The 15,715-nt window shown below is 59.7% G+C and carries 10 protein-coding genes; 9 read left to right on the top strand and 1 reads right to left on the bottom strand.

Annotation, left to right across the window (positions count from 1 at the left end):
- Positions 1-213: 213 nt before the first annotated feature.
- From C7S18_RS14650 to C7S18_RS14625, 6 genes are all read left to right on the top strand, one after another.
- A complete protein-coding gene (locus C7S18_RS14650; protein WP_206207910.1) occupies positions 214-1,071 on the top strand; it encodes an N-6 DNA methylase in 858 nt (285 codons plus the stop codon).
- Complete coding sequence (hsdR, locus tag C7S18_RS14645; RefSeq protein WP_106892269.1) at positions 1,068-3,431, top strand: EcoAI/FtnUII family type I restriction enzme subunit R; 2,364 nt, start codon at positions 1,068-1,070, stop codon at positions 3,429-3,431. Before C7S18_RS14650 ends, hsdR begins: the two co-directional genes overlap by 4 nt.
- Positions 3,432-3,434: 3 nt before the next feature.
- Complete coding sequence (locus C7S18_RS14640; protein WP_106892268.1) at positions 3,435-4,910, top strand: type I restriction-modification system subunit M; 1,476 nt, start codon at positions 3,435-3,437, stop codon at positions 4,908-4,910.
- Positions 4,907-6,445, top strand: coding sequence for a restriction endonuclease subunit S (locus C7S18_RS14635; protein WP_106892267.1), 1,539 nt, complete (start codon positions 4,907-4,909; stop codon positions 6,443-6,445). The genes C7S18_RS14640 and C7S18_RS14635 overlap by 4 nt, the downstream gene beginning before the upstream one ends.
- 3 nt (positions 6,446-6,448) lie before the next feature.
- The gene (locus tag C7S18_RS14630) at positions 6,449-7,558 is read left to right on the top strand and encodes an SIR2 family protein (protein WP_106892266.1); all 1,110 of its coding nucleotides are present in this window, start codon (positions 6,449-6,451) and stop codon (positions 7,556-7,558) included.
- Positions 7,559-7,684: 126 nt separating this feature from the next.
- Positions 7,685-8,482 carry a DUF3387 domain-containing protein gene (locus C7S18_RS14625; protein WP_206207909.1) on the top strand — a complete coding sequence of 266 codons (798 nt, stop codon included), beginning with the start codon at positions 7,685-7,687 and terminating at the stop codon, positions 8,480-8,482.
- Positions 8,483-9,142: 660 nt separating this feature from the next.
- Here the strand turns inward: C7S18_RS14625 and C7S18_RS24220 are convergent.
- Positions 9,143-9,442 (bottom strand): hypothetical protein, encoded by a 300-nt coding sequence (locus C7S18_RS24220; protein ID WP_146151934.1) that lies wholly within the window; start codon positions 9,440-9,442, stop codon positions 9,143-9,145.
- 25 nt (positions 9,443-9,467) lie between these two features.
- Between C7S18_RS24220 and C7S18_RS14620 the strand changes: the two genes are divergently transcribed.
- From C7S18_RS14620 to C7S18_RS14610, 3 genes are all read left to right on the top strand, one after another.
- On the top strand, positions 9,468-9,794 hold the full coding sequence (locus C7S18_RS14620; RefSeq protein ID WP_206207908.1) for a hypothetical protein: 327 nt from the start codon (positions 9,468-9,470) through the stop codon (positions 9,792-9,794).
- A 441-nt stretch (positions 9,795-10,235) separates the two neighbouring features.
- Positions 10,236-13,289, top strand: a complete 3,054-nt coding sequence (locus C7S18_RS14615) for a fibronectin type III domain-containing protein (protein WP_146151933.1) — start codon at positions 10,236-10,238, stop codon at positions 13,287-13,289.
- 242 nt (positions 13,290-13,531) lie between these two features.
- Positions 13,532-15,604, top strand: coding sequence for an alkaline phosphatase D family protein (locus tag C7S18_RS14610; RefSeq protein ID WP_106892264.1), 2,073 nt, complete (start codon positions 13,532-13,534; stop codon positions 15,602-15,604).
- The last annotated feature ends 111 nt before the right edge of the window (positions 15,605-15,715 follow it).

Below are 15,715 nucleotides of genomic sequence, written 5' to 3'. Positions count from 1 at the left end.
ACATTGGACATGCGCTATGGTAGGCAGGTCAACCGATGACGGGGTTAGGGAGGCATCGCAATCGCTGACTTAAGCAAGAGTGGGCGTGGGGGAAACCTCGGCAGGTCGTCCGAACAATAAGTATCAGTGTTTCGGCCTTCCGGCACGCGTCTGAGCCCACAGGGTCCAGTCGATGCCGGAATTCACCGAAACCCAAATGGAACAGGAATTTCGATGGCAGCCAAGAAGAAGTCACCGACCACCAACAAAGATTCCTCAGCCAATCTCGGCTTCGAGGCCAAGCTCTGGCTCGCAGCCGACAAGCTGCGCAACAACATGGACGCGGCGGAATACAAGCACGTCGTCCTTGGCCTCATCTTCCTTAAATACATCTCCGACACCTTCGACGAGCACCACGCCAAGCTCGTGGCCGGTCAGGGCGATTTTGCCGGGGCCAATCCCGAGGACAAGGACGAATACCTCGCCGCCAATGTCTTCTGGGTGCCCAAGGACGCCCGCTGGGCTCACCTTCAGGCCAACGCCAAGCTCCCGAGCATCGGCAAGGACGTGGATGATGCGATGGTTGCCCTCGAACGCGACAACCCCCGCCTCAAAGGCGCGCTGAACAAAAACTACGGCCGCGCCGATCTCGACAAACACCGCCTCGGCGAACTGATCGACCTCATCGGCTCCATCCAGCTCGCCGATGTCGCCAGCCGGTCGAAGGATCTCCTCGGCCGCGTCTTCGAATACTTCCTCACCCAGTTCGCCAGCGCCGAGGGCAAGAACGGCGGCCAGTTTTACACCCCGTCGTGCGTCGTGCGGCTCCTCGTCGAGATGCTCGCCCCCTACAAAGGGCGCATCTACGACCCCGCCTGCGGCTCCGGCGGCATGTTCGTGCAGTCGGAAAAATTCGTCGAATCCCACGGTGGCCAGCTCGGCGACATCAGCATCTACGGCCAGGAGAGCAACCCCACCACGCGCCGCCTCGCCATCATGAACCTCGCCCTGCGCGGCATCGAGGCCGACTTCGGCCCCGAAAACGCCGACACCTTCCGCCGCCCGCTCCATCCCAACCTCCGGGCAGCATGAACAAGAAAACTCTCTCCGAAACGGACATCCGGTCCAAGTTCATCACTCCGGCACTCTGCGGCCCGGAGGGTGCGGGCTGGAATCTCATGACCCAAGTCCGGGAGGAAGCCTATTTCACCAAAGGCCGCGTCGTTGTCCGTGGGAAAACCGTTCGTCGTGGCGAAGCCAAAAAAGCGGACTACCTGCTTTACTACAAACCGAACCTGCCCATCGCGGTCATTGAGGCCAAGGATAACAACCACGGTGTCGGGGAGGGCATGCAGCAGGCGCTCGAATACGCCGAAATTCTCGACGTGCCCTTCGCCTTTAGCTCCAACGGCGACGCCTTTCTGGAGCACGACCGCACCGCCACCAGCGGCACCGTCACCCGTGAAATCCCGCTCGATCAGTTCCCTACGCCCGAGGAGCTCTGGTCCCGCTACTGCGCCGCCAAAGGGTGGACCGAGGGCCAGCGCAAAGTCACCACTCAGGACTACTACGACGACGGCTCCCGGAAGGCGCCGCGCTATTACCAACTCATCGCTATCAACCGCACGGTAGAGGCCATCGCCCGTGGTGAGAACCGCATCCTCCTCGTGATGGCGACTGGCACCGGCAAAACCTACACCGCCTTCCAGATCATTTGGCGGCTGTGGAAGTCGGGCGCGAAGAAGCGCATTCTCTTCCTGGTCGATCGCAACATCCTCGCCGACCAGACGAAGACCAACGACTTTAAGCCGTTCGGAACCGCGATGACGAAGATCACGAACCGCACCGTCGACAAGTCGTTCGAGATTTATCTCTGCCTCTACCAGGCCGTGACCGGCACGGAGGAGGACCAGAACATCTACAAGCAGTTCTCCCCGGAGTTCTTCGACCTCGTGATCGTGGACGAGTGTCATCGCGGCAGCGCCGCCGATGATGCGCGCTGGCGGCAAGTCCTTGAATACTTCACGTCCGCCACCCAGATCGGCCTCACCGCCACGCCCAAGGAGACGAGGGACGTCTCGAACATCGAATACTTTGGCGACCCCATTTACACCTACTCGCTGAGGCAGGGCATTTCCGACGGTTTCCTCGCACCCTACAAAGTCGTCCGCATCGGCCTCGACAAGGACATCCTCGGTTGGCGTCCTGAGCTTGGGCAGGTCGACAAATACGGCAACCTCATCGAAGACCGCGAATACAACCTGCGCGACTTCGACAAGAACCTCATCCTTGAAAAGCGCACCGAACTGGTGGCCACCAAGGTCTCCGAGTTCCTCCGCACCACCAACCGTTTCGCCAAGACCATCATTTTCTGCGAGACCACGGACCACGCTGAGCGCATGAGGCAGGCCATGGTGAATGCCAATCCCGACCTCGCCGCCGCCAACAATAAGTACGTCATGCGCATCACCGGCGACGACGATGAAGGCAAGGCCCAACTCGACAACTTCATCGACCCGGAGTCCACCTATCCGGTCGTCGCCTGCACCTCGCGACTCATGAGCACCGGCGTGGATGCCCAGACCTGCCACCTCATTGTCCTCGACAAGCGCATCGCCTCGATGACCGAGTTTAAGCAGATCATCGGTCGCGGCACGCGCATCAACGAGGACTACGGCAAGTTCTTCTTCACCATCATGGATTTTCGCGGGGCGACTGCCTTGTTCGCCGACCCGACCTTTGACGGTGACCCGGTGCAGGTTTATGAACCCGGCCCGGAAGATCCGCCGGTGCCGCCCGAAGATCCGCCTCCGGGTGGTGAATCCCCGGAGCCGCCCCTGCCACCCGGTCCCGGTCCAGATCCCGGCGGAGAAGGTCCCGAGCCGCCGAGGCGTTACGTCGTCAACAACGTACCCGTAAGCGTCTCTGTGGAGCGCGTCCAATATCTTGACGAAAACGGCCGCCTCATCACCGAGTCGCTCACCGATTTCACGCGCAAAACTGTCCGCGCGGCCTATGCCACCCTCGACGAATTTCTCACCACCTGGAACGACGCCGAGAAGAAGCAGGCCGTGCTCGAAGAACTCGCCGCCAAGGGCGTCTTCCTCGACGAACTCGCAGAGCAAGCTGGCCGCGAGTACGATGCCTTCGACCTCATCTGCCATATCGCCTTCGATGCCCCGCCACTGACGCGGAAGGAACGCGCTGAAGGAGTGAAGAAGCGCAATGTCTTCGCCAAGTATGGGGATAAGGCCCGGGCCGTTCTTGATGCCCTGCTTCAGAAATACGCCGACAACGGCATTGCCAGCGTCGAGTCGCTGGAAATCCTCAAAGTGGATCCGCTTACCACTCACGGCACCCCCGTGGAAATCGTCAAACTCTTCGGCGGCCGCCCCGCCTACCTCGCCGCCATCCGCGAACTCGAAACCGCTCTTTATCTGAAAGCTGCCTGATCCATGCCCAACGTATCCAACCTCGTCAAAACCATCCAGGACATCATGCGCAAGGACGCCGGCACCTACGGCGACGCCCAACGCCTCGAACAGCTCGGCTGGATGTTTTTCCTAAAAATTTTCGACGACCGCGAGCTGGAGATGGAACTCCTCCGCGATCGCTACAAATCCCCGCTCCCGCAGCATCTGCGCTGGTCGAACTGGGCCAAAGATGAGGAAGGCATCACCGGCGACGCCCTACTCGACTTCATCAACAACACCCTCCTGCCCAAGCTCAAGTCCCTCTCCGGCGGCGGCGACCGCATCACCACGCTCATCCGCACCGCGTTTGAGGATGCCAACAACTACATGAAGAACGGCACGTTGATGCGCCAGGTCATCAACAAGATCAACGGCATCGACTTCAACGCCTCCGATGATCGCCACATGTTCGGCGACATCTACGAAAAGCTCCTCAAAGACCTTCAGTCCGCGGGCAATGCCGGCGAGTTCTACACCCCGCGCGCCGTCACCCAGTTCATCGTCGAGCAAGTCAATCCGCGCCTCGGCGAAACCATCCTCGATCCCGCCTGCGGAACCGGCGGCTTCCTCGTCTGCGCCATCGAGCATCTGCGCAAGCAGGCGAAGACCGAGGCCGACGAGCGCATCATCCAGGACTGCTTCGCCGGCATCGAGAAGAAGCACTTGCCGCACGTCCTGTGCATGACCAACCTCATGCTCCACAGCATCGACGTCCCTTCCAACGTCCGTCACGACAACACGCTGGCGCGCCCGCTACGCGACTGGGGCCCGAAGGAGCGCGTGGACGTCATCGTCACCAACCCACCCTTCGGCGGCATGGAGGAAGACGGCATCGAGTCCAACTTCCCCGCCGAATTCCGCACCCGCGAGACCGCCGACCTCTTCCTCGTGCTGCTGATGAAGCTGCTCAAGCCCGGCGGCCGCGCCGGCCTCGTGTTGCCCGACGGCACGCTCTTTGGCGAAGGCGTCAAGACCCGCATCAAGGAAGCCCTCCTCACCGAGTGCAACCTCCACACCATCGTCCGCCTGCCCAACGGCGTGTTCAATCCTTACACCGGCATCCGCACCAACCTCCTGTTCTTCACCAAGGGCGCGCCCACCACCCACGTCTGGTACTACGAGCACCCGTATCCGCCCGGCGCCAAGAGCTACAACAAGGGCAAACCCATCCGCATCGAGGAGTTCGATGCCGAGCGCGCCTGGTGGGGTGAGGAAATGGACGGCTTTAGATCCCGCGTGGAAAACGAGCAGGCTTGGTGCGTCTCTATCGACACGATCAAGTCCGGCAACTTCAACCTCGACCTCAAGAACCCGCACAACGCCGACACGGGCCCCGGCGACGTGGACCACCTCCTGCCCGAATACGAAAAACTCCTCGCCCAGATCGCCGCGACCCGCGCTGCGTTGAAACAGGAACTCCACCATGCTCTCACGGCCACCGCCGGGATTGTTGAATGAAGCTGGAAACGTTTTTCGAGAAGTTCGACCAGTTTGCCGACGCGCCCGATGGGGTGGCAAAGATGCGAGAGCTGGTGCTGCACTTCGCCTTTTCGGGAAAGCTGTTGCCTGCCGAGTCGGAATGGCCGCTCAAACCGCTGAAATCGCTCGCAACCAAGATTGGTAGCGGAGCCACTCCAGCCGGCGGAAGAGAATCCTATTTCACCGAGGGCATTCCTCTCATTCGCTCGATGAACGTCCACTTTGCAGGCTTCGAGCACAAGGGACTTGTCTTCCTCAGCGATGAGCAGGCGAAGCAACTCGCCAACGTTAACGTCCAGCCTGGTGACGTGCTGCTGAACATCACTGGTGCTTCGATTGGCCGGGTCACCACCGCACCATTGGAAATGGCGGGTGCGAGGGTCAACCAGCACGTCGCAATTATCCGCACGATCAAAGAACTCGATACTCAGTTCTTAGCGAGGTTCTTAGCCAGTCCCGTGATTCAAAGAATGATAGACGAAGTCCAAGTCGGCGCGACACGCGAGGCGTTAACGAAGGGAATGATCGAGCAGTTCAATATTCCCCTCCCAACGCTCGCCGAGCAGAAGCGGATCGTGGCGAAGGTGGATGAGTTGATGGCGTTGTGTGATCGGCTGGAGGCGCAGCAGCAGGAACGGGAGACGCGGCACGCCGCGCTCGCCCGCGCGTCGCTGGCCCGCTTTGCGGACGCGCCCACCCCGGCCAACCTCTCGTTCCTCTTCCACCCGTCCTACGGCATCCCCCCCGCCGAACTCCGCAAATCTATCCTAGACCTTGCAGTGTGTGGAAAGCTGGCGGCACCCGCACCCGACGACGGCGAAATCCGTCCGATTGAAGAGTTCCGCGAAGCTGCTGCAACGCTCGCGGACACCCTCGGACTGCGCTCACCAAAAGAGTCTCTCGACGAAGCCCAGCCACCTTTTGACGTGCCAGCTCATTGGCGCTGGATGGTGCTTGCCGATCTCGGCGCAGCTCAGACCGGAACGACGCCGAGCAAGAACAACCAAGAGGCTTTCAACGGAGACATCCCGTTTATCAAACCGGCGGCCATCCTTCCCGACGGCATCGACTACTCCAGCGAAAGCCTGACTCGGCATGGCGCCCAAAGCGGAAGTCGTCTGGCTCCCGCTGGCAGTTTATTGATGGTCTGCATTGGCACCATCGGGAAGTGCAACCTGATTGAGCGGGAATGCGCCTTTAACCAACAGATCAACTCTCTATCTCCCGTTCAGTGGGTTGATTCTCAATACCTCCTTCTCGCAGTCCGTGCGCCGTATTTTCAGGACGCGGCTTGGAAAAAATCCAGCAGCACCACCATCCCTATCCTAAACAAGGGAAAATGGCTCTCGATTTCCGTCCCCATCCCCCCCCTCGCCGAACAACGCCGGATCGTGGCAAGAGTGGCGCAACTGATGGCCTTGGTGGACGCGCTTGAAACGCAGCTCGCCACCGCCAGCACTACCGCCGCGAACCTCCTCACCGCCCTCGTTGCCGAACTCACGACCCAAGATTGACCCATGCCAACACTCAAATTTGCCCCGGAAGCCACCGTCGAGGAAATCGCCGGCATCGATCGCCACGCCGCTTTCGATGCCGTGATCAACGACAAGGACGATGACGCGATCCAGGTAGTCTGTCGACGCGCCGACGGCACAGAAATTCCCTTAGCTAACCCGGCCCGCGCTTTCTATTTCGGCGACCGCATTCTGTACAAGGAGGAGTCGAAGCGCTACGACCTCGGGGAGAAGCAGCAGATCCTCAACACCGACACGTTCAACCGAAACGAGCGCCGCTTCGACGAACTCAAACGCGCCTGCCAGCGCGGCTTCGTGATTCCCTTCATTGGCGCGGGCATGTCGAAGAGCGCCGGCTGCCCCGAGTGGAAGGAATATTTGCTCAATCTTTGCCCTGATGCCGGATTCGACCGAGACCCCATACGCCAGCGCCTCGAAGACCATGGCGACTACGAAGGCGTGATGCATGACCTCGTCACCAAGCTCGGCGAGAACCGCTTCAACCAGGACTTCGAGCGCGACTTTGATCCGCCGGGCGAAGTTTCTGGCGCGGTGCTCCGACTGCCCGACCTCTTCGACAGTTGTGCCATCACCACCAACTTCGACCGCGTGCTGGAGAAGGCCTATGAGAAGAGCGGCAAAGCCTTCGTCGAAAAGACCACCGGCCGCGGACTTATCGGATCCATCAACGCCTTCTACCGTGCCATTCCCGCAGGAGAGCGCCACCTCCTCAAACTCCACGGCAGCCTCACCAACGCCGCCGAACGGGTGCTGAACAAAGCCGAATACGACGACGCCTATGGCAACGACGGCAATATCCACTTCGATCGCCCCGTACCGAAACTCCTCAAGCGCCTCTATACCAGCTTCAGTTTCCTCTTTCTCGGCTGCAGCCTGAGCTTTGACCGCACCATCCAGACCTTCACCAAGATCGCCCAAGACGTCGGAGCCGACTCCCTCCCGCACCACTACGCCATCCTCGCCTGCCCCAGTGATGCCGACCGGAGATCCAAACTCGAACAACGCCTCGTCGACGCCCACATCTCCGCCATCTGGTTCCCCGAAGGCGAGTATCAGCACATCGAGGAAATGTTCGCACTGTTGCAGGCATAGAGCCGCCGGCCATTGGAAGAACTCAAGCGGCCTGAGTGGACCACCGGCACACCGACTGAACGCCTGCAACTCATCCCCGCCGGACAGGAACACATACTCGAACAGGAAGACGGCTAGAAGCGTTGGGTGCAAGTGGTGATGGAACTTTCCCAAGCCTTCGCGCTTTGCGCCGCTACGGATGAAGCGACCGCGATCCGGGATGACGTCTCCTTCTTTCAAGCCCTGCAGGCCGCGCTCAACAAGAAGCTCGGCGAGAACAGGAAGAGTCCGGAACAGATCGACGCCGCGATCCGCCAGCTTGTGTCCAAAGCGATCACGACCGAAGGCGAGATCATCGATGTGTTCACCGCTGCCGGTTTGAAGAAGCCCGACATTGGCATTCTCAGTCCGCAGTTCCTCGCCGAAGTGCGCGGCCTCAAGCACAAGAACGTCGCCGCTGAACTTCTGGAGAAGTTGCTCAAGGACGAACTCAAGCTGCGCTCGAAGAAGAACCTCGTGCAGAGCCAGTCCTTCGCTGAGAAATTGAAGAAAACCCTCAACGGGTACCACAACCGTGCCATCTCGACGATGCAAGTCATCGAGGAACTCATCACGCTGGCGAAGGAGATGGACGCCGCCACCAAACGGGGCGAAGCGCTCGGCCTGACTGAGGACGAGATCGCCTTTTACGACGCCCTCGCCGCGAACGAGTCCGCCGTGCAGGCGATGGGCGACGACAAGCTCAAGTTGATCGCCGCTGAACTCATCACCCAGGTGCGCAAGAGCGTCACGATCGACTGGACGTTGCGCGAAAGTGCCCGCGCCAAGATTCGCGTGATGGTGAAGCGCATCCTCAACAAATACGGTTATCCGCCGGACTTGCAGGACGACGCCGTGAAGACGGTGTTGAAGCAGGCGGAATTGCTCTGCGCCGATTGGGTGTAGGCGTTGCCCGAATTACAAGTAGACCACCCGCAGTCCGTGATTTCGATCAACTGCGAAGCCTCGAGCAACTGCTGAGCCGAGTGTGGCTCAATGGCGCAGGCGAAACGCAGGCCGCCGTCGCCGCGGCTGCGAAGGAGGCACCCTGGAACAGCGAATCCTACGTGCCCTTTGGCGACACGAACTCACGCTCTTCGCAGTCCAGCCGCCCCTTTGGTGCGCTTATTCGCGCATCAAACTATTGTTCCGGGTCGGACGTAACGCTCGGCCTACTCGCTGTCATGCCAGCGAAAGCTGACATCCATTTTGAATGTCGCACACTGGTTGCCTCAAATAATGGATTCCAGCTTTCCAGACTGTGTGCAAACAACGAAGGACTGGTTCGAGCAACCTAGCCGATCGGGTTCGGAGGCGATGATGAGCGCAAGTGATGGGTCAGTTTGCCGCGAGCTTGAAACCCACCCCGGATCAAGTCCGGGGTGACGAGAGGTGGATTGGAACTCCTTGGGGAACCGATCCATTCTAGCGTCTGAAGTAATGACTTTGCCTCGACGGACACTCTCGCGATTCGTCACCCCGGACTTGATCCGGGGTGGGTTTGAAGGTCTTGCAGCCGCACCGAGGCCATGTTGAAGCGCCAAACACTGTCCTGCCCAAATGTTTTCACACAGCCTGTTTCGCTGGAATGAACATAAAAACAATGCCTTGGGTGATGTTTGAGGAGAGAATGCCCAGAAGAACGGCTTCATCAGAGGTTTGAATGGGGACGCACAGCAATTCCGTATTCTCCGCGGCAGCATCACGGTGATCTTCGATGATCTCGACTATGCAACGCTGTTCGCGGTCTTGTCCGCGGCCTGAGTGGCGCTGGCAAGGCCGGTGAATCCCAATGTGATGAGTCGCGAGGCGTGGCGACACAAACGTGCCGAAGCCGATAATCTTGCCGCGCGTATTGCTGCACAAGCAAAGCTGTTCGTGATCGGGTCCGATGAAGACCTCGACTGAACTTGAGAACCTCAGGCGAATTGGCAAGCTCAAGGCTGAGCCGTCTTCGGCACGTGAGTTGAATGGGCTGCTTAACTCTGCCCGGGCTCGTTTGATTAATGCTGCCAGCACGGTGCTCGCTTTCGATAGCCGCTTTGATTTGGCCTACAACGCCAGTCATGCGTTGGCCTTATACGCGTTGCGTCGTGCCGGTTATCTATGCGATACCCGTTACCTCGCTGTTCAATCTTTACCGCACACGGTTGGGGTACCTGCCGAGACATCGCGGGTGTTGGCCAAAGCGCGCGAACGCCACAATCTGGCTGAGTAAGAAGGCCATCTGGAACACGACGAGCGACTGTTGGATGGTTTGCTGGCAGCAGCGAAGCGGCTGGCGCACAGTAGTTCGACAACGCCGGCCGGCCCATTGCGCTCAGGAACAGATCACTCTGAGCTGCCGCATCCGACCAACCAAATCGTTGCAGAGATTCCCTCCCTGTGCCATGCGCCAAACCTCGCACAGAACTTGCGCACGCGAGCGCTTGCATAAGCGAAAGCTTGGCGGGAAAGGGTGCTTTTGCGAAAAGGGAATAGGCCGTATCGGTCTTTGACAATTCGCCTGACGTGCGTAGCCTGAACGTGATTTGCAATCGATCATCGTGTTGCCGTTTGACGGGCGATGCGTTGCTTGTACTTGGGGAGCGGTAGGCGCGGGTTCGCACTGACCAACTCCGGCAAATCAAATCAAGGATGCCCACACAAGGAGTTGATCATGCTAAACCTGATATTGCGTTGCACGCCTACGATGCGTCGTTGGCGACTTGAACGGTTTGTGTTTGCTTGGGTCATCGCAGGTATCGCGCCGTCGGTACTCGCCGATACGACGCCGCCCACTGCCCCTGGCAATACCACTTCGACCAGTTGCATCAGTGTGGTCGGCGATGCTTGCATCGTCAACGATGCGGACTTCTCGCTCAGGGTCACTGCTGCTACGGATGCCGGCGGGAGTGGTCTCAACGCGAGCGGCTATCAGGTTTGTCGCAGTAACGATGTCACCGGCTGGGGTGGCTGTGATGTCAGCATCAGCACCAGTGCGACGATCAACGTCACCGTGACCGGTAGCCATCGGCCCGCGCCCGGTGCTCGGCGCGCTTACTACTTCCGGGCGCGTGACAACGCCGGCAACTGGGGGCCCTGGAACAACCCAATTTACATCGTCACCACCAGTGGCGGCGATATCACGGCACCAAACCCACCCGGAAACACCAGTTCGCCCCATTGCGTGTCGGTGCAAAACGGCACCTGCATGGTCAATCCTGGCGACTTTACAGTGCAAGTGACGGCAGCTACCGACAACCCAGGCGGGTCCGGCATCAACACCAGCGGCTACAATTTCTGCCGCAGCAACGACACGTCTGGCTGGGGCGGCTGCGATGCGACCTTGAGCACAACTGCCGGCACGAGCTTTGTGGTCAGCGGGAGCCATCGACCCGCCCCTGGGCAACGGCGCGCGTACTATGCGCGTGTCCGCGACAATGCCGGCAACTACAGTAACTGGAACGCGCCGTTGTATGTGCAGACCTTGCCAGACACGACGCCACCGAGCACGGTGCCGAATGGCGTTGCGCGGATCAACGGGACGTCGGTGAACGGCCTTACCGTCAATGTTGCCAATCCGAGTATCGCGATGACGTGGGGGCTTGCAACGGACAATGATGCCGTGAATCGTTACAACATCGTCGTCCAGCATGTCGCGACTGGCGCTTGGACCTACAACGTTTCGGTCAGTCATCCGAGTACTTCAGCGACCGTCGCCACTGCTAATCTTCAGCACGGCGCGCAGTACACCGTGTGGATTCGTGCGATCGACAATGCCGGCAACGCCGGGACCTTCGTTAGCCTTGGCACGTTCTCGGTATCCATCGCCGATACAACGCCGCCATCGGCCTTGCCCAGTTTGTCGGCAACGATTGGTGGGACGTCGATCAATGGCTTGACGCTCGCCAATACCGCGCCGACGGTGGTCATCAACTGGGGTCTCGCCACGGACAATGTCGCGGTGTCGCGATACCAAGTCATGCTGATCCACAACCAGTCTGGCGGTGGCGTCTACAACCTGACCGTGAATCACCCGGGCACAACCTACACGCTGATGACTTCCGGCTTGCAGGATGGTGGCAACTACAGCGTGCAGGTACGCGCGATTGACAGCAGTAACAACAACGGCCCGTTGCGAAACGCTGGAACCTTCATGGTTCGCCTGGACACGACGCCGCCATCTGCAGTCGGGAGCTTTGCAACGACCCTGAGTCGACGCGATATCGCCGGTCAGCAGATTCCGTGGAACAATCCGGCGATTGACATGAGCTGGACTGCTGCAACGGATGCGAGCGGGATCAAGCGCTATTTGGTCACACTCGAACGCGTTGATGTCGCGGGAATCGTCAACTCGGTCTTCTACTCTAATGCCACTTTCTCAGCGACATTCGCGAGCAGCAATCTGATCGTCGGCGCGAGCTACCGTCTGGCAATCAAGGCCCAAGATCGGAATGACCTATGGGGCCCGGTGACTCAGTCCGGCGTGTTCAGCATCGCGCCCGCGCTGTCGTCTTCCGTGAATCCTGCGCACGAGTTGATGATCACTGCCGTTTCGGTCGTCGACGATCCGACGCGTGGTCAAAACTGCGGCGCGTTCACGTTCTGCGCGATGATGACCGCCATGGCGGGCTCGCAGGATCCATCGGACTTCACGACGAACTTCTTCAATTTGTTCCGCACCACGCAGGTGATTGGGCCGGACACAGTCGATCCAGCCCGACATGTCGCCGACGATGTCCTGGGCAACTGGCCGCGACTGGGTGATGGCCGCCTGGACATGGCGCGCTCGCCCTTGATTCCGTTGGCAATCGTCAATCGTGCCGACCTAGTCCGGCCAGGCGACGCCGGTGAGGCACGCGTCGTTTACGGACTCGTCGACTCCTTTGGCCGCCCGGTTCGGTTGACCGTTATTCTCGAGTACAAGATGAGCGAAGCCTATTTGTCGCGCGCGCAATGGTGGAGCGAATGGCACCGGTTGAACCAGTTCCCAGATCAGTCGTCACCAGAATATCTGGCGCAGCTGCAGTACCTGACTGATTCCTTCGCACGCACACCGGTTAATGGACGCATCTCGCTTGGCCAGGTCCGTACCAACGACGGCTTGCGATTCAATTCGACCTTCTTCTGGGAGTTCCGCGAATTCATGCAGCCTGCGGCAAACGCCAATCTGGTGCAGACCACGGTCAAGCAGACACCGTTCCAGACGAGCACCAATGCCAACCAGATCGGCGAGTGGATCAACGCCCACGAAGCCGAGATTCTGGCCGAATCGCACGAGATCTCGGCGCCGCTGCAGCATGCCGGCAATGACCACCTCATCGGCGTGACTATTCCAGAGAACGTCAGCAACAAGTTTGCCGGTATGTTGTTCTCCAAGAACACCTGCAGCGGCTGCCATATCGAAAACAATAACCGCGCCAGCGACGGTCTACGTCCGTTCTACCAATTGCAACCGCGGCAGCGCGGGCAAGAAACGCGCTTGGCCGATTTCTTCTTCAACGTGCCACTGTGCGGCGTCTTTAATCCGAAGGCGATCCCGGAATGTGCGTTCCCGTACACGCAAAACGAGCTCGGCCGGCGCCGCAGCATCTTCGAGTCGCATCTAGGCTGGATCGGATTTTCTAAAGAGGACAAGAAGCAGGTCAGCGGCGACTCTCAGCCGTTGCTGATGCACAATCCGACAGACGATGAAGTTGTGACACTGGACAGCATGACTCGGGTGCATTGACCCTCAAGCGCTTGGCATTCAGGCTGTCGCAAGGCAGCCTGAATGCCGAGTCGCCTATGAATCTTCAGGGAGCCTCTGAACAAGTTCAGGGGCTTCCTAGCGCCGACACGGTCACTGCAGGCGCTCACTGAGCTGCAAAACCACACGAACCCCCGGTTACTTCCAGCACGCTGCCCGGTAAAGCCTTCAGCGATAGCGTCTTCGCCTTGCGATCAATTTGATCCTTGCTGCGAGGAGCTGCGATGTCGACGATGGAACGGCGGGAGTTTTTGAAGCTGGCTGCGGCGCTCGGCGCGGTGTTGGCTTCGGGGTGTTCGTCCGAGGCGCCCTCGGCACGGGCTTGGGTCGAGCGGCGGGATTTGTATCCGCAAGGGGTGGCATCGGGTGACCCGGATGCGGGGAGTGTGTTGTTGTGGACGCGGCGGCCGTTTGTTGATGGGCGGGAGCGGGCGCGGTTGGTGGTGGAAGTCGCGGAGGACGCGGCGTTTGCTCGGGTGGTTGCGAACGCTGAGTGCGAGATTCTGGCGGCAGCGGATTGGACGTGTCGGGTGTTGGTTGTCGATCTGAAGCCGGCGCGGGAGTATTGGTATCGGTTTGTGGACGAGGACGGCTTTGGGAGTCGGATCGGGCGGACGATGACGGCGCCAGCGCCTGATGATCCGCGACCGGCACGATTTGCGTTTGTGAGTTGCCAGAACATTTGCGAAGGGGCGCAAAATGCGTATCGGCGCATGATCTATGAGGATGAGCGAGCGCCGGAAGCGGAGCGGATTGGTTTTGTGTTGCATCTCGGTGACTTCATCTATGAGGTCATACAGAATCCGGACCAGGTCAAGGATGGGCATCGGTACGATCGTCTGATCAAGTTCCCGGTGCGGTTCAATCCGGGCAAGGCGGTCGCGAACAATCAGTTCCAAGTGCCGACGTCACTCGAAGACTATCGTGCGCTTTACCATGCGTATCTGATGGACCCCGAGATTCAGGATGCGCGTGCGCGCTTTCCGTTCGTGCCGATCTGGGACAACCATGAGTTTTCGTGGAAGGCTTGGCAGTCGGTGCAGGACTTTGGCGAGGGGATGGTGCCGGCGCAGTCGTTAAAGGTTGCGGCGAATCAGGCTTGGTTCGAATATCAACCGGCGCGCGTGACACGCCAAGGTGTGTCGTTGGCCACGTTTGCGGCGCCAGTGGTCGTGGACGCACCGATCAACGAATTTGACGAACACGGGCTGGGGCTCGAACCCAATAATCTTGCAGCGATCGACAGCTTGATTGCGTATCGCGCGCTTCGATGGGGGAAGCACATCGACTTATTGATCACGGATCAGCGGAGTTTTCGGTCGCGGGATCCGGCAACGCGTGAGGAGTTGGGGCCGTTGTTCGAGGGTGTGCCGTTTAGCTTCTATCCCGAAGCATTGGCGATGCATATCGATAGTGGTCGTGAGTTTGCGGGCGGTCGGCCGCCAGAGGTGTTGACGTATGGCGATAAGAGCATCCCGAATTTCCGTGCCAACGAACCCGCGCAGACGTATCTTGGCGCGAAGCAGAAGGCGTGGTTTCTTGATCGACTGCGTGGCACGACGGCCACTTGGAAGATCTGGGGCAACTCGCTTGGCGCGCTCGATTCGCGGATTGATCCGGTTCACTTGCCCGAGGCGATGGGTAAGTGGCCGGAGTCTGGATTCGCGATGATGAACAGCAGCGATTGGGGCACGGCGTATCATGAGCGTGGCGAGATTTACGACACGGTCCGCGATGCGGGCGTGACGGGCTTCGCGATTGTGTCGGGTGATCGGCATAGCTTTTGGGCCGGGCTTGCTGCGAAGACGTTGCCGCCTGCTGCGTTCGAACCGGTGGGGCTCAGTTTTGTGGTGGGCTCGATCTCGTCGCCGGGCATGGCTGAGTCGTACGAACATGGCAACAAAGCGAGCCCGTTCCGCACGCTGTTCATGGCGGATGCGCAGACGGGCTCGGCGAAGCATGCGATGAATTTGCTGTTGCGGCATGGGGTGCAGTGCGCTGTGTCTTACAGCACGAATGGTGATCTGGCGGCCGCGCATGCGCTCAGTAATCCGGATTTGGCGCCGCATTTGCGCTTTGTCGACATGGCTGGGCATGGCTATGCGACGGTTCGGGTGGATGCGGAAACGATGCAGACTGACTTTGTGTGTATCGAGCGGCCGCTGGAGCGACGCGAGGAACCTGATGGCGGACCGTTGCGGTATCGCGTGCGCCATGAGGTGACGATCTGGCGTGCGGGTGAGCAGCCGGTGATTCGGCAGACTGTGTTGGAGGGCGATGTGGGGTTGGCGATTTGAGCTGGTATAGAGTGCATCCTCCTCGCTTCGCGAAAGTGTCTGTCGTGGCAAAGCCGGTGTTTCAGACCCAAGAATGGAACGGTCTCCCACGGAGTTCCAATCCACCTCTCG

This window comes from Ahniella affigens (genome assembly GCF_003015185.1).
Classification (GTDB): domain Bacteria; phylum Pseudomonadota; class Gammaproteobacteria; order Xanthomonadales; family Ahniellaceae; genus Ahniella; species Ahniella affigens.
Note: the sequence above shows the minus strand (reverse complement) of the source record. Positions and strands in the feature narration are given on the sequence as shown.